Below are 16,598 nucleotides of genomic sequence, written 5' to 3' on the forward strand. Positions count from 1 at the left end.
CCCCGCACTGCTTCGTGCTAACAGAGCGCTTTCAGCAAGGAATGGATCAGGACATGGCAGGCGAGAAAGTAGCTTTGGTGACGGCTGGCGGCAGCGGCATGGGGGCCGCGGCGGCCAAGCGCCTGGCGGCGGACGGATTCAAGGTCGGCGTGCTGTCCTCTTCCGGCAAAGGCGAAGCGCTGGGCAAGGAACTCGGCGGCTTCGGCGTCACCGGCTCCAACCAGTCGAATGAGGATCTGAAGCGCCTTACCGACGGGGCGGTGGAACGCTGGGGCCGCATCGACGTGCTGGTCAACAGCGCCGGCCACGGGCCGCGCGCGCAGATCATCGAGATCAGCGACGAGGACTGGCACAAGGGCATCGACACCTATTTCCTCAACGCCGTGCGCCCGACCCGGCTGGTGACGCCGGTGATGCAGAAGCAGAAGGGTGGCGTTATCATCAATATCTCGACCGCCTGGGCCTTCGAGCCGAGCGCGATGTTCCCGACGTCGGCCGTGGCGCGCGCCGGGCTTGCCGCCTACACCAAGATCTTCGCCGACACTTATGCCGCCGACAACATCCGCATGAACAATGTGCTGCCCGGCTGGGTCGACAGCCTGCCGGCGACGAACGAGCGCCGCGAGAGCGTGCCGATGAAGCGCTACGGCACGTCGGAGGAGATCGCCGCGACGATCTCGTTCCTCGCCTCGGACGGAGCCGCCTACATCACCGGGCAGAACATCCGCGTCGATGGCGGCATCACAAGAGCCGTATAAGCCGCACGGCCGAGGGACGGCGCCCGGCATAGCCGGCGACATGTCATTTGCTGCGGCGACGATGCAGCAGCAAAAGAACACCCAGCAACGCAACGACGGCGACCACGTTGCCCACAACGTTGTTCCAAAAACGCGCAGGGTCGTCCGCACACGAAATCCAGCTGAGCCTTCCCCGGATCTCTCCGGTCTTCAGGCCGCAAGCAAGGTTATAGATCGCGAAGGCGGCGAGTGCCGCCACCACGACAAAGACGGCGTCGTTTTTGTTGCGATCCATGGAGCACGTCTAGCTGCGTCCGATGAAATTTTGCTTATCGCGTGCGGACGACGCGGGCGGCGCCGCAAGTCATCCGGGTCTGCGGGAATTGAGCACCCACAGAAAGGCTATCGAAGCCACCAGTACGATCGAATTGCCGACCACGATGTTCCAAAAACGTGTCGGATCGTCCGCCAGAGCGACCCAATGCAACTTGCCCCGGACCTCGCCTGTCTTGATGCCGCAGGCAATGTTGTAGATCGCGATGGCGGCGAGCGCCGCCATCAGGACAAACAGGTCGTTGTTCTTGTTGCGATCCATGGAAGCGGCTTTTATCAGCGCTTGGTGAAATTTTGCTTACCTTGGGTAAGACGGCGGCCGGAAAACCGACCGCCGCCCGTTCTCATCTTGACGCAATTCCAGAAGGTTACGGCGAAGGTGCCGGACCTACGCACTTTTCCTGGAATTGCCCCGACTTATTGGTTGATCTCGGGCTCGACGAGCTTGGCCAGGTTGCGCAGCGATTCCTGCCAGCCGAGATAGCACGCCTCGGCGGGGATAGCGTCCGGGATGCCGGCCTGGGTAATGTTGATCTCGGTGCCTACCGAAACCTTCTTCAGGATCACGGTCACCTCGATCTGGCCCGGCAGGTTGGGATCGTCGAAGCGGTCGGTGTAGCGCAGGCGCTCGCTCGGAACCAACTCGACAAATTCGCCGCCGAAGGAATGGCTGTCGCCGGTGGTGAAGTTGCGGAAGGACATCTTGTAGGCGCCGCCGACCTTGTCCTCGAACTCGTGGACCGTGCAAGTAAAACCGTTTGGCGGCAGCCATTTCGCCAGCGCATCGGCCTCGACGAACGCGCGGTAAACCTTCTCCGGCTTGGTCGCCAGGACGCGGTGCAGTTGAATGGTGCTCGGCATGTCTCGATATCCCTTTTCGGTTTGGCTGATCGATGGCCCAAGGACGGTTGGACTCCGGCCTATCCGACAGAAGCTGTCAAATTTTTTCTGCCCGCACCTACCGTGCGCCTTCCAATGCAGGAGCGGATATTAAGCTAGGATCAGGCTGGGCGTCGGCGGCGCGGGCTGGCCGGGCGGAGCTATCTCAAGCGCCGCTTCAGGCGGGCGTCGTTCTCGCGCAGCATGAGCGGACCAAAACCTTGCAAAAATTAAGTAAAATTGAAAACGGCTCGCCTCATAATTGTATTAGGCCTCACTTATTCTATCTGCATAAAATATCGATAAAAAAACCGGTAATTTTCACTGTACTAAATGCTTGTTTTCGGGAACGATACCCCGTGCTGCAAGTTGGTTCGGATCAGGCACTTGAACTTGCAACGAGCCATCCGGGCGGGGCAGCGCGGAAGGAGTGTCCGATGAGTTTCGTTGTCAACGCGGTAGGCGTTCCTCTTTATTATAGCGGGGCTTCCAATCATTGGTTTTCGGCAACGTCCGGACCGACATTCAACGGCAGCAGCGGCAACGACTCCATCTGGGCCACCAGCGGCGTCAACGTCACCATGTATGGAGGCGCCGGCGACGACATCTATTACCTCTATTCGGCGGGCAACAAAGTGGTCGAGAACCCTGGGCAGGGCGTCGACACGATCAACACATGGATGAGCTACACGCTGCCGGACAATGTCGAGAACCTCGTCGTCACCAACGCCCACAACTATGCCTTCGGCAATGCGCTGGACAACATCATCACGGCCACGGCGGGCGGCCAAACGATCGACGGCGGGGCAGGCAACGATGTGCTGATCGATGGCGGCGGCGGCGCGGATGTTTTCATCATCGCGAAGGGCAACGGCAGCGACTCGATCGTCAATTTCGCCTCGAACGATGCTGTGCGGCTCGATGGCTACGGGTTCACATCGTTCGCGGCCATCCACCAGAACATGATCCAAGCGGGATCCAATGTGGTGCTGAACCTCGGATCGGGCGAAATCCTCGAATTCAAGAACACCACGATCGACAAGCTGCAGCCCAACCAGTTCGAGCTGCCGATCGACAAATCCGGCATGACGCTGTCCTTCAGCGACGAATTCAACACGCTGAACCTGCACAACAGCCAGGGCGGCACCTGGGACACCAATTTCTGGTGGGGGGCGCCGAACGGCAGCACGCTCACCCGCAATGGCGAGCTGCAGTGGTATATCGACGCCAATTACGCCCCGACCAGCTCGGTGCATCCGTTCAGCGTGCAGAACGGGGTCCTCACCATCACCGCGGCGCAGGCGCCGGCCGACATCAAGCCGCTGATCAACAATTACGAATACACCTCCGGCATCCTGACCACGCATGACTCCTTCTCGCAGACCTATGGCTATTTCGAAATGAAGGCCGACTTGCCGGAACACGCCGGCGCCTGGCCGGCCTTCTGGCTGCTGCCGGAAGACGGCTCCTGGCCGCCGGAGCTGGACGTGATGGAGATGTACGGACAGAAACCGAATTCGCTGCTGATGACCGCGCACACCAACCAGACGGGCCAGCACACGATGGTCGGATCCACCGTGAACGTCATGGACACCGCCGGCTTCCATACCTATGGCCTCCTTTGGACCCCGGACAAGCTGGTCTGGACCTATGACGGCGTGCAGGTCGCGCAAGCGGCGACGCCGTCCGACATGAACAAGCCGATGTACATGCTGGTGGACCTCGCGATCGGCGGCCAAGCCGGCGCGCCGCCCGACCATCTCGCCACGCCGGCCCAGATGAAGATCGACTATATCCACGCCTATACGCTGGATGAGCTGCAGCAGACCCATTTGAACGTCACGGGCGAGCACGCAGCCTAGGCGGCCGGGATGATGTCGAGGGAGCGAGCTCCGGATGCGATCAGGCAGGCCGGCCTGTGGCCGACGCACCTGCGCAAGGTGTTCCGTCGCGCCATCGCCGATGTTGGCCTGTTCTCGCTGCTCATCAATCTTCTGCTGCTGGTGATCCCGCTCTATCTGCTCCAGGTCTATGACCGGGTGCTGCCCTCCTCAAGCGTCGAGACGCTCGTCTATCTGTCGGTCATCGCGGTCGCGGCGCTCGGTTTCCTCGGCTTTCTCGACGCCGTCCGAGCCGTCTACACGCAGCGCGTCGCGGCGACGGTCAATGACAGGCTTGGCGCCAGAGCGTTCGCCGCTTCGCTCGGCTCCGGCAATGCGCAGTCGCCGCTCACCGACCTTGCCTCGGTCTGCGCCTTCATCCGCTCGCGCGGTGTTTCGGTGCTGTTCGACCTGCCCTTCGCGCCGGTCTTCCTTGGCCTGCTCTACCTTATCCATCCGCTGCTGTTCTGGGTCACGCTCGGCGGCGCCACGCTGCTGGTCATCCTGGTCGTGGCCAACCAGCTTGCTATCGGCAGGAACGATGCGCTCTCGGCGGAGCGTTCGGCCTTGGCCAACCGGGCCGAGCAGGCCTTCGCCCGCAACGCCGAGACGCTGCGCGCCATGGGCATGGTGGAAAACGCCGCGCGCGCATGGGGCCGGCATGTATCGGAGGCGCTTGCCTTGCATGACCGCTCGGCCGGCGCCAACGCGATCTTCAGCGGCGCTTCCAGGGCACTGCGCATGATGTTGCAGCTGGCGATCCTCGGCACCGGCGCCTGGCTGGTGCTCAAGGGCCAGATGACGGCCGGCATGATCTTCGCTTCCTCGCTGGTGTCGTCGCGCGCGCTGCAGCCGCTCGACCAATTGATTGGTTCCTGGCGGCAGCTCGGTGAGGCCAGGCGCGCGTGGACGCGCCTGGGGACCGCGCTCGCGGCGCAGCCGGCAGAGACGCGCAAGCTCGTCTTGCCCGACCCGACCGGCGCGATTTCGGCACAGGATCTTTTCTTCATCGCGCCAAATGCCGCCTTTGGCGCCGAACCGATTCTCAAGCGGTTGAATTTCGCGATTCAGGCCGGCGAGGCGGTGGCGATCGTCGGCCCAAGCGGTGCCGGAAAGTCGACGCTGGCGCGGCTGGTCGTCGGGGCCGCCCGGCCGAGCGGCGGTACGATCAGGATCGACGGCGCGGAGCTCAGGACATGGGACGAAAACCAGCTCGGCCGGCATATCGGCTATCTGGCGCAGGAGGTCGAGCTTTTCCCCGGCTCGATCGCCCACAACATCGCCCGCTTCGACGCGCAGGCGGACGACGCCGCGATCGTGGAAGCGGCAAAGCGCGCCGAGGCGCATGAGCTGATCCTTTCGCTGCGCGACGGCTACCAGACGATGATCGCCGGGACGCTGTCGGGCGGCGAACGGCAGCGGATCGGACTGGCGCGCGCTTTCTACGGCAATCCGCGCATCCTGGTGCTGGATGAGCCGAGCACGCATCTCGACGGCGCCGGAGAGACAGCACTTGAAGCGGTGCTCGCGACGGCCCGCGCCGCGGGCGTGACCACGATCGTGATCACGCATCGCCCTTCGATCGCCACGGCTTGCGACCGTGTGATGGTCTTGCGCGGCGGCGCGATCGAGGCGTTCGGGCCGAGCGCCGAGGTGCTGCGCCAGCCGGGCAAGCAGCGGAACACGGTGGTCACAGGATCGTTCGCGCCGACCATCCGCGCCTCGCACAGCATCGCCACGGGTCCTGGACGATGACGCAGAGCCTCATCCTCGAAAGCCGCCCGCGCACCGACTTCCGGCGAACGGCCGTCGCCGGCTACGCGGCGATCGCGCTGATGGTCGGCGGCTTCGGCTATTGGGCGGCGAGTGCGCCGCTGGCAGGCGCAGTGATCACGCAAGGCACGATCGCGGCGACCGGCGGCAACATCCTGATCCAGCATCGCGAGGGCGGCATCATCAGGCAGTTGCTGGCGCATGAAGGCGACCGCGTGCGGGAAGGCCAGGACCTCATCCTGCTCGACCGGACCGCCGCGGAAGCCGATCTCAACCGGCTGACGAGACAATGGATCGCGCTCAAGGCCAGCGCGGCGCGACTGGAGGCCGAGCGCGACGGCCTCGCCACGCTGGCGCCGATCGCCGAGCCCGCGCCGGCGCCGTTCCAGCAGGAATTCGAAAACCTCATCCGCGAGCAGCAGAAGGAATTCGACGCCAGGCTTGCGCGGTTCCGGTCGGAGCAGTCGATCCTGGCGCAGCGCGTCGCCATGCATCGCGAGTCGGTCAAAGGGCTGAACGCGCAGAAGACGGCCATCGAGCAGCAGGCCGAGGTGGTGAAGAAGGAGCTCGGCATCAAGACCGACCTTCTGAACCGAGGCCTTACCGACCGCAGGGAATATTCGCAGCTTTTGCGCTCGGAGGCCGACCTCGTCGGCCAAGCCGGCGCGCTGGAGGCGGACCTCGCCTCGGCCAGCACGCAGATCGTGGAAGCGGAGGCGCAGACCGAACGCGCGACCACGCAGCGCGTCGAGGAGGCGCTCACCAAGCTCGACGATGTGCGCACCAACCTCGCCGACATCGAGGAGCGGATGCGCGCCGCGCAAGCGGTGCTGAAGCGCACGACGATCACCGCGCCGGCCGCGGGCATCGTCGTCTCCTCGACCTACAATTCGCAAGGCAGCGTGGTCGCGCCCGGCGAAAAGATCATGGAGATCCTGCCCACGACCTCGGGCCTGGTGGTCGACGCCAGGCTGCGGCCGAAGGACATCGACCAGGTGCATGTCGGCCAGCAGGCAAAGCTCCGGCTGTCGGCGCTCAACGCGCGCCTGACGCCGGAAGTCCCGGCCACGGTGAGCGAGATCTCTGCCGACCGGTTGATCGACGAGGCCACCCGCGAACCCTATTTCCGCGCCAGGCTGAAGATCGCCGATGCCCTGCCCCCCGGCGTGAAGGCGGACCAGCTCTATCCCGGCACCCCGGTCGACACCTTCATCAGCACCGGCAACCGGACCTTCTTCGAATATCTGGTGCGCCCGATGATGGATTCCTTCGCACGGGCGTTCAGGGAAAGGTAGGGCAGCCCTTCCGGCCGCCTCGGAACGGCCGCTTTGCGCCAGAACCGTCCTCGCTTCGGCACATAGGAGGAGGAAGTGATGACGAAGAAGATGCGGGCGAGCCCCTGCTCGGGCTCCTCACTCCGGCCGATACAACTCATCCATAGTGAGCTTCGCCATCTCAGTGAACGGCGCCTGTTTCTTCACTCTACCATGCTCCAGGATCACCAGGTCGTCGCAGAACGAGATCGTGCTGCGGTGATGGCTGATGACGATCGTGGTGCGGCGGCCGGCGCGCGACTTCAGCGTCTCGACGATCGCCGCTTCCGAAAGCCCATCCACCGCGTTGGTGGCCTCGTCAAGGATCAATATGTCGGGGTCGCGCACAAGAGCGCGGGCGAGCGCGATGCGCTGCCTTTGCCCGGCCGAAAGGTTCACCCCGCGATAGCCGACCACCGTCTGGTAGCCTTGCGGCAGCGTTTCGATGAAGCCGTGCGCCTCGGCAAGCTCGGCGGCGCGGCGGGCCTCCTCGAACGTCGCCGCGTCCTTGCCATAGGTGATGTTGTCGAGGATCGTACCGTCGACCAGCTCCAGCTCCTGGCTGGCGAGAGCGATGTGGCGGCGCCAGTCGGCCGGGTCGATCTCGCCGAGCGGCGCGCCGTCGACGAGGATCTTGCCTGCATCCGGCTCGACGAAGCGACAGAGCAGGTTGACGATCGTGGTCTTGCCGGCGCCGGAGCGGCCGATCAGCGCCGTCGAGTGCCCGCTCACGATGTCGAAGCTCGCCGCGTGCAGCACCGCCGCGCGCTGCTCCTCATTGGCATAGCTGAAGCTCACGCCCTCGAAGGCGATTTTTTTGGTTAAGGTGGCGAACTGCCGGCTGCCCTCGGGCGGCGGGGGCTTGCCATCGGGATCGAGCAGCCAGGTCACCTCTTCCAGCGAGCCGGAAAGACCCTGCAACTGGCTCCAGGTCATCTGCAAGGCTCTGACATGCGGCTGCAGGCGGTAGAGCAGGATGAGGAAGGCGGCGACCAGCGGGAAACTCAAGCCCGCAAGCCAGGCACCGATCACCACCGCCAGGAACAGCATGGCGTGCAGAACTTCGGTCAGCGGCCCCAGCGCGCCCTGGCGGTTTGAGAGCAGGAAGGCCGCGCGCCGTACGCCGTCGGATGCCTTTTCGAACGCCGCCTTCTCTCGCGCCTCCTGGCCGAAGATGCGGATCAGCCGGCCAGCATGGACGAGATGCAGCATTTGCGAGGCCAGGGCGCTGTTGCGCGCCGAAACATTGCGGCTGGGCGCCCTGAGATGCGCCGACAGCGCCATGTGCGCCGCTTGCACCAGAGCCAGCCCCAGCATCACCAGGAGCGTCATCGGCCACGAGAGCAGCAACAGAAAGGCGAGCAGGATGAGCGCCGCCGAGGCGCTGACGATCGCGCTGAGCATACCCTGGATGGCATCCGACGCCCGCCAGGATTCGCTGGAGATGATGTTGAGCAAACGGCCCGGGCTTTGCCTGAGAAAGAAGGGATAGCCGACATTGAGCAGCCGCTCGGCCAAGGCGCCGCGTATCGCTTGGCTCGCCTTGCCGTAGATATGAGCGGTCAACACCGAATTGGCGAAAGCGAGCAGGTTCTTGAGCAGGATCGAGCCGAGGATCGCGGCCGAAATCGCAATCAGCCGCTCACGCTCGCCTAGCCCAGCGCCGACCTTCTGCAGGAGGGCGGAGAGGCCGGCCATGCCGGTCGTCTCGCCATGGCCCATGATGATGCCAAGCAGCGGGATGATCAGCCCGATGCCGAGCCCTTCGAGCGCGGCACTTGCAAGTCCGAGCACGACGACGACGGGCATCAGGCCGAGCTGACGCCGTCCGAGCGCGCGCTGCAATATCGACAAGATAGGGGCTTTGGGCTCGATCATCGCGCGCCGGCCTCGGCCCTGGCCTCGGTAGTTTCCTGGGCGGGCCGCTCCTGCCGGTCAGGCCGCCCGGCCAGCACCAGGGCCATGAACTTCGCCGCGCCCGCCAGGTTCATCAGCACGATCGGCCAGTGCGACAGGCTGAGTTCCTGGTCGAAGCGCGGACCGCCGAAGAGCTCGCGCGTGGCCGCCCGCGTTGCCCAGTAGAAGTGACGAAGCAGCCACGGGGCGCGGCGCATATGTTTCAGGCAGAGCGCACCGTTGCCGAAATGATAGTCGCGGTGCAGCCGGTCGATCGCCCTGCGGTCACGCCTTCCATGATGGTGAAAGATCGTCATATCCGGCACATATTCCACTGCGATGCCGGCCAGCATGGCGCGCACCAGATAATCCGTATCCTCGGCCGAGCGCAGCGCTCCGCCGGCGCCGAAGCGTTCGTCGAAGGGACCGATGCGGGCGGCGACGTCGCGATGCATGGTCATGTTGCAGCCGAGCACGAAGCCGCCCGGATGGACGGCGCGCGTCAGCCGCTTGCGCTGTTCGCAGCGCTTGATGGTGAAGGGCAGGTCCCCGGCGTCGCCGATCTCGACGCGGCCGCCGCGGATCAGCCATTTCTCGCCGCTCGCATAATGCCGCTCGAGGTCGACGAGATAGTCGCGGTCGAGCCGGCAATCGTCGTCGACGAAGACCAGCACACGCCCGCGCGCCCGCGCCATCCCGGCATTGCGCGCCGCCGCCAGTCCGGGCCGTGGCTCACAGATAGCCGTCAGCGCCATGTCGGACGTCGTGGCGATCCGCGAGAGATAGTCGGCCGTACCGTCGCGCGAGCCATTGTCGACCACCACCAGCTCGGCGGCGAAGGCAGGATGCGTCCGGCAGGCGGCGCGGATCGAATCGATGCAGGACTTCAGCACCGCCGCGCGATCACGCGTGCAGACGATGAAGGAGACCTCAGGCCGCGGGTTCGGGCCGGGAGGCGAGCGTAGATGCTGCAGCAGCGGATGGCGATCGGCGTTCATGCCGCCCCCATCCGATAAGGCGCAAGCACGGACGCCGCCGGCGCGGATTTGAAGCGATAGGCGACGCTGTCCGCGCGTTTGCCAGCCCATATCGAAGCCTGGCTCAGCCAGGGCGCCCAGGCGCCGGCGCGCAGCGCGTATTTCTCGCGGCGGCGGATGACGTCCCACTTCGCCGTCAGCGTCAGCAACTCATGCGCCAACGCCGGCCGCTGCTGGTCGTTGACGAGCTGGTAGAGGAAATAGAACAGGTTCAGCGCGCCGGCCTCGAAGCTCGGCCGCGATGCGGCCGGCAACTCGGCGATCCGCTCCTCCAGGCTGCGGATGAACGCGGCCGCGCGGCGCACGGTATCGAACGAAACATTGTCGCCAATAGCGCGCAGATCCTGCGTTTCGTCCGCCAGCCCCTCGCGCTCGAGATTTTCGCCGACAATCCGGAGGTGCGTGCGCCGCATCTCGCTTGCATGCAAGCTGGTCACGCTGCCGGGATGCAGGCGGTAGACGAGCAGGCTATCCGGCATCAGCGCCGCCGGATAGCGGTCGGCAAGCCGCCGGAAGAGATCGAAATCCTCGGCATGCCGGTAGCGGCCATCGTAATGCAGGTCTGCCTCGCCGATGACCCGGCGGTTGTAGACCACCGTCGGGTGCATGAAGATCGTGAAGAACTTCGACAGCACCGGGAGGAGACCGAGGCCGAACACCGGATCCAGCCTGCCCCGCGCGACGCGGCCGTGCAACAGCGTGTCGACAAGCGAGCCGCAGAAGCCGAGTTCGGGCCGCGCGGCAAACAGCGCCGCCTGGCGCGACAGGCGCCAAGGATAGGCAAAGTCGTCGGCATCCATCCGCGCCACCAACTCGCCCCGGGCTATTGACAGCCCCTCGTTGAGGCTGGCGACGAGGCCGCGATTCTCGCGCGAGATTATGGACACGCGGCCGTCCGCCTTGCGGAAGCGCTCCAGGATTTCCAGCGACCTGTCGGTCGATCCGTCATTGATGGCGATGACTTCGAGCCGGTCGTAGTCCTGCCGCAGGATCGATTGGATTGCAGCGCCGACATAGAGCTCGGCATTGTAGATCGGCAGCACGACGGAGATGAGCGGGCGTATCATTGTCAGCTCCGGTCCGTCGGCTGCAGATCGAGCGCCGCTTTTGCGCCGGGATATGTGGCGCCGAACCGCCGGGTCTCGCTCGGCGCACGAGCGCGTGGCCGCGCGATATAGGGGAAATAGCGCTTGAAGCTGTTGAGCGGCTTTTCGAACAGCACCCAGGACAGCGAGGCGACCATCAGCGTGGCGGCGCCCGCGACCAGGAAGCGGCCCGGCCCCTCCTCCGAGACGTTGAGCGGGATCCACGGCTGCGCCTTTACGGTGTAAGCGAGGAGGATCGCGTGATAGAGATAGACGCCGTAGCTGATGCGGCCGAGGAAAAGCAGCGGAGGCAGTTCGGCCAGCCAGCCGAGCGTGCCGCGAAGGCCGTTCGAGCACATCGAGACGATCGCCACCAACGGCACCAGCGGCAGCACCTGCACCAGGAGCCAGCGCGGCCATTCCCATGTCGAGTTCGCCGGCCCCGGGTCGGACAAGACGACGAGTAGGAAGAGCGCCACGAAGGCCGGCCAGCCGAACCGCATCCAACGCGGCACGCCGGCGCCCCTGGCGCGACGTACGGCAAGCAGCGCGCCGCAGGCAAGCGCATCCATCGAGGCCGGCGGCAGCAGGTCTCGAGCCAGCGCCGGGTTGGCGGCGATCGGCCAGTAGAAGCGGTAGGCGAGCGAGAAGCAGATGAGGCCAATGGTGATCGCCTCGATGCGCCTGCGCGGCGCCAGGAGCACGATCAGCGGCCAGGCGATGTAGAACTGCTCCTCGATGCTGAGGCTCCAGAAATGGCAAAGCAGCCAAGGCGTCCAGTCGTTGCGATGCGCGTACCAGAAGTTCGACAGATAGAGCGCGTGCCAGACGAGCGACGATCCAGCCTGTTCAAGATCGGTGAACCAGACGAAGGCCAGTACCGCGAAATAGGGCGGGAATATTCGGATCGCGCGCCTGGCATAGAAGGAGCGCAGCGCCGATCCAGCCGCGAATTGGTCGGCGTCGCGCGCCTCCAGCAAAAGCCTGGTGATCAGGAAGCCGGAAAGCACGAAGAACAGCCGCACTCCGAGATGACCAAGGAAGGACGTGCCGCCGGGCGCGAAGAAATGCGAATAAAGCACAAGCGTGACGGCAGCAGCCCGGAGCGCGTCAAGCTGGAGGTCGCGACCGCCGGGCATCATTCGCAGCCGCTGGTGCTGACGACATGGCCCGGGCCGCCGGCCGCAACATCCGTGCCGGTCAACGGAAAACGCAAGCGTGCCGACTCCTAAACCATATATTCGCCTACGCTAAAGGACTGCGGCACAAAATGGTGCGGTGCAACACAGAATAGTTATCAGACTGAATGAAAACGTGACCGTTCGTTCCAGGAAATGACACGTATATGCCGCTATTCTGCCTCTTTTGGCGAAGCGGCAGGCTCCAACCAATGCGGATGCATCAAGCTCTTCGAAGCTGCTGGAGAACTGCTCAGACAACGCCACAATGTACCCCGGCGACACACCAAAAGGGGCTACCCTCCTCGCTCCCATCTCTCTGGCTCAATCACCGCCTGTAGACATCGCGGCGGCAATGAAACAATCTTCACTGCGGGAACATAAGCGCGCCGAAGAAGGCGCCTACCTCCGGGTGCGCATGAACAATCGCTGGACCTTGTACGATCCGCGCCTGGCCTGGATGCTGGTTGCACCGGTGCTCTTGCTGCTGATCTTCTTCCTGGTGCTGCCGATCGCGGTGATGGCGGCCTATACGTCCTTCACCTTCGTCACCGCAGGCGTCGAAACCAGCGCGCTGACCACCGCCAACTGGCAGGAATTCTTCACCGACAGTTATTATTCCGGCTTCCTGCTGAAGACGCTGAGGGTCGGCGCGATTACCGCGCTGCTGTGCGGCGTGCTCGGCTACTTCCCGGCCTATTTCATCTGGGCGACGAGCTTCAGGCACAAATGGCTGCTCTTGCTCCTGCTCATCGTGCCGTTCTGGATCAGCTTCACCATCCGCACCTTTTCCTGGATCAACATCCTTGGCGAACAGGGCGTCATCAACGTCGCGCTGCTCAAAATGGGCATCATCAACGCGCCGCTGCCGATGCTCTACAACGAAGGCGCGGTGATCCTGGGACTGCTGCACTTCCTCCTGCCCTACATGATCCTCAACGTCTATGTCAGCCTCGAGGGCATCGACCGAACGTTGATCTCGGCGGCGCGCTCGATGGGCTGCACCAGCGCGCAGGCGTTCCGCGAGGTCACGCTTCCTCTTTCCCTGCCCGGCCTGGCGGCGGGGTTGCTGCTGTGCTTCGTGCTGGCGGCCGGCAGCTATGTGACGCCGCAGCTGCTCGGCTCGGGCCGCGACGCGCTGTTCGGCAATTTGATCTACGACACCATCATGAGCGAATTGAACTGGCCGATGGGCGCAACGCTGTCGATCGTGCTGTTTCTCGTGCTCGGCTTCTTCGCCGCCATCTACACCCGCTACATGGGCATGTCGCAGATCGTCAAAGGGCTTGGCGGATGAAGGCGCGGCGCAAGGAGGAAGGCAGATGGGCCTGGCGGCTGACCGGCTTCGTCACGCTCTGCGTCTACGTCTTCATGTTCGCGCCGATCGTGGCGACCGTCATCCTGTCGTTCAACGCCTCGATGTTCGGCGGCTTCCCGATGACCGGCTTTTCGCTGCAATGGTACGCCAAGCTGATGGGCAATGAAGCGGTGCTGGCCGCCTTCCGCACCTCGCTGTGGATCGCGCTGGTCACTGCCGCCGTCACCACAGCCATCGGCGTCGTCACGGCGTTCGCGCTGGTGCGTTTCGAGTTTCCCGGCAAGCAGGCGCTGAGCACGCTGGTGATCCTGCCGGCGCTGGTGCCGGAAACCATCCTCGGCGTCGGCCTTCTGGTGCTGATCAAGGCGATCGACCAGCCGCGCACGATGCTGCTTCTGGTGCTCGGCCATATCCTTTTAGCCGTGCCCTATGTGGTGCTGATCGCGCAGGCGCGCATGGTCGGAATCCGGCGCGTCTATGAGGAGGCGGCGCTTTCGCTGGGCGCCTCGCGCTTTTCGTCCTTCCGCGAGATCACGCTGCCGCTGCTCATCCCGGCGGTCGTCGGCGGCGCGCTGCTCGCCTTCACCATCTCGTTCGACAACACGTCGGCTAGCCTGTTCTGGCGGCCGGCAGGCGTCGAGACCATGCCGACGCAAATCCTCTCGATGCTGAAAATCTCGATCAGCCCGGAGATCAATGCGCTCGGCACCGTGATGATTGTGGTGACGGTCGGCATCCCGCTGATCGGCGGCCTGCTGATGCAAAGCCTGACAAAACTGAGAAGACGTAGCGAACCCAAGGAGGAAGCACGATGAAACTGACCACCACCAAGCGGCTGGAGCGGCTGCACGACCGCTATGTCAACGGCGATCTCAGCCGACGGACGTTCCTGAGCCTGACCGCGGCTGCCGCGGCCTCGGCCGGCCTCTCCATGCCATGGATGAGCCGGGCGCTTGCCGCGGTCGAGCAGGTGCGCTTCGACGGCTGGGGCGGGACGGTGCAGGACGCGATCGACAAGTTCGCCTTCCAGCCCTACACGGCCAAGACCAAGATCAAGGTGGTCCAGGGCACGTTCGGCGACGAGGACGAGATCATCACCAAGATCAAGACGGCGAAGCCCGGCGACTACCAGGTCATCCATTCCTCGGGCGTCAACTACTACATCAAATACGTCAATGGCGGCCTGACCTCGGAAATCAACGAGGCCAACATTCCCAACATGGTGAATGTGCTGCAGCCGATGATCGAGCCGTTCCGTAAGCTGACGCCGAAGCTTTCGGCCGTGCCTTACGACTACGGCACCACCGGCATTGCCTACAACACCAAGGTGATCTCGCCGGAGGAGGCCAAGGAAAAGGGCGCGGGACTGCTGCTCGACAAGAAATATGCCGGCAAGGTCGGCGGCTATTCCGACATGACGACGCGCGTCTGGTACGCGGCTCTCGCCACCGGACAGGACCCCAACAACCTCAAGGACATGGACACGATCTGGGCCAAGGTGCGCGAGACGCGCGACCTCGCCAAGAAGTTCTGGAGCTCCGGCGCCGAGCTGATGGACCTGCTGTCCAAGGGCGAGATCGTGGTGACCGATGCCTGGTCGGGCCGCGTCGCGGCGCTGCAGGATCAAGGCCACCCGATCGGCTATCTCGATCCGGCCGGCTCCTATGCCTGGATGGAGGACATGCTGATCCTGAAAGGCTCGCCGATGGCCGAGTGCGAGGAGCTGATCAACTTCATGCTCGATCCGGCGACTTCGATCGCAGTGGCCGAAGGCCAGAGCTATCCGCCGTCGCTCGACCCGAACAAAGTCAAGCTGACCGACAAGATTGCGAAGCTGCCGGCATTCGATCCGACCGGTACGATGAAGGCGTTGACCTTCGCCGATCCGACCTACTGGGCGACCAACGAGGACGCCTGGACCAAGCAGTGGAACAGGATCTCGAAAGGTGCCTGACAGCCAGGGCACGACACTCAATCCCCGGCCGGCCTCGACCGGGGCGGAAGGCGCGAGCGCGGCCGCCGGGGCGAACAGCCCCGCGGTCGAGTTCCGCAACATCGATATCGCCTACGGCAAGTTCGTCGCGGTGCGCGATTTTTCGCTGTCGATCGGCAAGGGCAGCTTCGTCACGCTGCTCGGCCCTTCGGGCTGCGGCAAGACGACGATCCTGCGCTCCATCGCCGGGCTGGTCGACATTTCGGCCGGCCAGATCATGATCGGCGGCCGGCGCGTCGACGACGTGCCGATCTACAAGCGCAACATCGGACTGGTGTTCCAGAGCTATGCGCTGTTTCCGCACAAGAGCGTGTTCGACAATGTCGCCTTCGGGCTGAAATATCGCAACGTCGCCAAGCCCGAGATCAAGCGCAAGGTCGGCCAGGCGCTCGACATGGTGCGGCTGCCGGGCAGCGAGAAGAAACTGCCCTCGCAATTGTCGGGCGGCCAGCAGCAGCGCATTGCGCTGGCGCGCGCCATCGTCTTCGAGCCGCAGGTGCTTCTGCTCGACGAGCCGCTCTCGGCGCTCGACGCCAACATGCGCGAGGAGATGCGCGTCGAGATCAAGAAGATCCAGAAGGAAACCGGCATCACCGCCATCTTCGTCACCCACGACCAGGAAGAAGCGCTGTCCATGTCGGACCGCATCGTGGTGATGAATGCCGGCTCGGCCGAGCAGGTCGGCACGCCGGAAGAGGTCTATGAGCGGCCGGCCACCGCCTTCGTCGCCGACTTCCTCGGCAAGGCCAACATGCTGTCAGGCACGGTGAGCAGATCCGACGGGCTGGCAACCGTCACGCTGACCAGCGGCCAGACGATTAACGTCCTGTCACCCAGGCCGCTGCCGCAGGGAAGCGCCGTCACGGTGGTGGTGCGGCCGCAGAAACTGTCGGTCGGTGGAACGAGCGCCAATCGGTTGTCCGGCCGGGTCGTGTCGGCCTCCTATCTCGGCGGCAGCGCCATCTACGAGGTCGACATAGGCGGCAAGGCGAACATCCGCGCCAACGCCCCGATCGACGGCCGCGTGCTGCGCGAAGGCGAAGCGGTCGAACTCGGCTTCGACGCCGACAACTGCGTCTTGCTGGACGAGGCCGGGATGCGGATTTCCTGACGTCGCGACCGCCTTCCCGCAGGCATCGACGGCTGCCACGCATCCGGTTCTGATCGATGCACCAC

Annotated in this window: 15 protein-coding genes; 8 read left to right on the forward strand and 7 right to left on the reverse strand. The window is 64.4% G+C overall.

Going from position 1 to position 16,598, the window contains the following annotated elements; translation table 11 throughout:
- Positions 1–53: 53 nt before the first annotated feature.
- The gene (locus FJ980_RS04175; protein ID WP_140541675.1) at positions 54–758 is read left to right on the forward strand and encodes an SDR family oxidoreductase; all 705 of its coding nucleotides are present in this window, start codon (positions 54–56) and stop codon (positions 756–758) included.
- Between the two features lie 43 nt (positions 759–801).
- Here FJ980_RS04175 and FJ980_RS04180 read toward each other — a convergent pair whose 3' ends face one another.
- The 3 genes from FJ980_RS04180 to FJ980_RS04190 all read right to left on the reverse strand — a co-directional run bounded on the left by FJ980_RS04180 (position 802) and on the right by FJ980_RS04190 (position 1,931).
- Positions 802–1,032, reverse strand: coding sequence for a hypothetical protein (locus FJ980_RS04180; protein ID WP_140541676.1), 231 nt, complete (start codon positions 1,030–1,032; stop codon positions 802–804).
- Between the two features lie 69 nt (positions 1,033–1,101).
- Positions 1,102–1,332 carry a hypothetical protein gene (locus tag FJ980_RS04185; RefSeq protein ID WP_140541677.1) on the reverse strand — a complete coding sequence of 77 codons (231 nt, stop codon included), beginning with the start codon at positions 1,330–1,332 and terminating at the stop codon, positions 1,102–1,104.
- 155 nt (positions 1,333–1,487) lie between these two features.
- Positions 1,488–1,931, reverse strand: a complete 444-nt coding sequence (locus FJ980_RS04190; RefSeq protein WP_140541678.1) for an SRPBCC family protein — start codon at positions 1,929–1,931, stop codon at positions 1,488–1,490.
- A 455-nt stretch (positions 1,932–2,386) separates the two neighbouring features.
- Here FJ980_RS04190 and FJ980_RS04195 point away from each other — a divergent pair, with 455 nt between their 5' ends.
- From FJ980_RS04195 to FJ980_RS04205, 3 genes are read left to right on the forward strand one after another with little or no spacing between them, the layout of a single operon-like run.
- Positions 2,387–3,811, forward strand: coding sequence for a family 16 glycosylhydrolase (locus FJ980_RS04195; RefSeq protein WP_140541679.1), 1,425 nt, complete (start codon positions 2,387–2,389; stop codon positions 3,809–3,811).
- Between the two features lie 9 nt (positions 3,812–3,820).
- Positions 3,821–5,584, forward strand: a complete 1,764-nt coding sequence (locus FJ980_RS04200; RefSeq protein ID WP_246676303.1) for a type I secretion system permease/ATPase — start codon at positions 3,821–3,823, stop codon at positions 5,582–5,584.
- The gene (locus FJ980_RS04205; RefSeq protein WP_140541680.1) at positions 5,581–6,897 is read left to right on the forward strand and encodes an HlyD family type I secretion periplasmic adaptor subunit; all 1,317 of its coding nucleotides are present in this window, start codon (positions 5,581–5,583) and stop codon (positions 6,895–6,897) included. The genes FJ980_RS04200 and FJ980_RS04205 overlap by 4 nt, the downstream gene beginning before the upstream one ends.
- 117 nt (positions 6,898–7,014) lie before the next feature.
- On the opposite strand, the gene FJ980_RS04210 is transcribed toward FJ980_RS04205, so the two are convergent.
- From FJ980_RS04210 to FJ980_RS04225, 4 genes are read right to left on the reverse strand one after another with little or no spacing between them, the layout of a single operon-like run.
- Positions 7,015–8,793 (reverse strand): ABC transporter ATP-binding protein, encoded by a 1,779-nt coding sequence (locus FJ980_RS04210; protein WP_140541681.1) that lies wholly within the window; start codon positions 8,791–8,793, stop codon positions 7,015–7,017.
- Positions 8,790–9,809: a glycosyltransferase gene (locus tag FJ980_RS04215; protein ID WP_140541682.1), complete on the reverse strand. Its 1,020-nt coding sequence runs from the start codon at positions 9,807–9,809 to the stop codon at positions 8,790–8,792. The genes FJ980_RS04210 and FJ980_RS04215 overlap by 4 nt, the downstream gene beginning before the upstream one ends.
- On the reverse strand, positions 9,806–10,915 hold the full coding sequence (locus FJ980_RS04220) for a glycosyltransferase family A protein (RefSeq protein ID WP_140541683.1): 1,110 nt from the start codon (positions 10,913–10,915) through the stop codon (positions 9,806–9,808). Before FJ980_RS04220 ends, FJ980_RS04215 begins: the two co-directional genes overlap by 4 nt.
- A 2-nt stretch (positions 10,916–10,917) precedes the next feature.
- Positions 10,918–12,072 (reverse strand): acyltransferase, encoded by a 1,155-nt coding sequence (locus FJ980_RS04225; RefSeq protein ID WP_140541748.1) that lies wholly within the window; start codon positions 12,070–12,072, stop codon positions 10,918–10,920.
- Positions 12,073–12,529: 457 nt separating this feature from the next.
- Between FJ980_RS04225 and FJ980_RS04230 the strand changes: the two genes are divergently transcribed.
- From FJ980_RS04230 to FJ980_RS04245, 4 genes are read left to right on the forward strand one after another with little or no spacing between them, the layout of a single operon-like run.
- Positions 12,530–13,408, forward strand: coding sequence for an ABC transporter permease (locus tag FJ980_RS04230; protein WP_140541749.1), 879 nt, complete (start codon positions 12,530–12,532; stop codon positions 13,406–13,408).
- On the forward strand, positions 13,405–14,244 hold the full coding sequence (locus FJ980_RS04235; RefSeq protein ID WP_140541684.1) for an ABC transporter permease: 840 nt from the start codon (positions 13,405–13,407) through the stop codon (positions 14,242–14,244). The genes FJ980_RS04230 and FJ980_RS04235 overlap by 4 nt, the downstream gene beginning before the upstream one ends.
- Positions 14,241–15,383 (forward strand): ABC transporter substrate-binding protein, encoded by a 1,143-nt coding sequence (locus FJ980_RS04240; protein ID WP_140541685.1) that lies wholly within the window; start codon positions 14,241–14,243, stop codon positions 15,381–15,383. The genes FJ980_RS04235 and FJ980_RS04240 overlap by 4 nt, the downstream gene beginning before the upstream one ends.
- The gene (locus FJ980_RS04245) at positions 15,376–16,533 is read left to right on the forward strand and encodes an ABC transporter ATP-binding protein (RefSeq protein WP_140541686.1); all 1,158 of its coding nucleotides are present in this window, start codon (positions 15,376–15,378) and stop codon (positions 16,531–16,533) included. The genes FJ980_RS04240 and FJ980_RS04245 overlap by 8 nt, the downstream gene beginning before the upstream one ends.
- The last annotated feature ends 65 nt before the right edge of the window (positions 16,534–16,598 follow it).

It is taken from the genome of Mesorhizobium sp. B1-1-5 (genome assembly GCF_006443065.1).
GTDB lineage: Bacteria > Pseudomonadota > Alphaproteobacteria > Rhizobiales > Rhizobiaceae > Mesorhizobium.

Excerpts from the sequence above, each read along its gene's own strand:
- FJ980_RS04175 (WP_140541675.1), top strand. The coding sequence starts at position 54 with ATGGCAGGCGAGAAAGTAGCTTTGGTGACGGCTGGCGGCAGCGGCATG.
- FJ980_RS04180 (WP_140541676.1), bottom strand. The coding sequence starts at position 1,032 with ATGGATCGCAACAAAAACGACGCCGTCTTTGTCGTGGTGGCGGCACTC.
- FJ980_RS04185 (WP_140541677.1), bottom strand. The coding sequence starts at position 1,332 with ATGGATCGCAACAAGAACAACGACCTGTTTGTCCTGATGGCGGCGCTC.
- FJ980_RS04190 (WP_140541678.1), bottom strand. The coding sequence starts at position 1,931 with ATGCCGAGCACCATTCAACTGCACCGCGTCCTGGCGACCAAGCCGGAG.
- FJ980_RS04195 (WP_140541679.1), top strand. The coding sequence starts at position 2,387 with ATGAGTTTCGTTGTCAACGCGGTAGGCGTTCCTCTTTATTATAGCGGG.
- FJ980_RS04200 (WP_246676303.1), top strand. The coding sequence starts at position 3,821 with ATGATGTCGAGGGAGCGAGCTCCGGATGCGATCAGGCAGGCCGGCCTG.
- FJ980_RS04205 (WP_140541680.1), top strand. The coding sequence starts at position 5,581 with ATGACGCAGAGCCTCATCCTCGAAAGCCGCCCGCGCACCGACTTCCGG.
- FJ980_RS04210 (WP_140541681.1), bottom strand. The coding sequence starts at position 8,793 with ATGATCGAGCCCAAAGCCCCTATCTTGTCGATATTGCAGCGCGCGCTC.
- FJ980_RS04215 (WP_140541682.1), bottom strand. The coding sequence starts at position 9,809 with ATGAACGCCGATCGCCATCCGCTGCTGCAGCATCTACGCTCGCCTCCC.
- FJ980_RS04220 (WP_140541683.1), bottom strand. The coding sequence starts at position 10,915 with ATGATACGCCCGCTCATCTCCGTCGTGCTGCCGATCTACAATGCCGAG.
- FJ980_RS04225 (WP_140541748.1), bottom strand. The coding sequence starts at position 12,072 with ATGCCCGGCGGTCGCGACCTCCAGCTTGACGCGCTCCGGGCTGCTGCC.
- FJ980_RS04230 (WP_140541749.1), top strand. The coding sequence starts at position 12,530 with ATGAACAATCGCTGGACCTTGTACGATCCGCGCCTGGCCTGGATGCTG.
- FJ980_RS04235 (WP_140541684.1), top strand. The coding sequence starts at position 13,405 with ATGAAGGCGCGGCGCAAGGAGGAAGGCAGATGGGCCTGGCGGCTGACC.
- FJ980_RS04240 (WP_140541685.1), top strand. The coding sequence starts at position 14,241 with ATGAAACTGACCACCACCAAGCGGCTGGAGCGGCTGCACGACCGCTAT.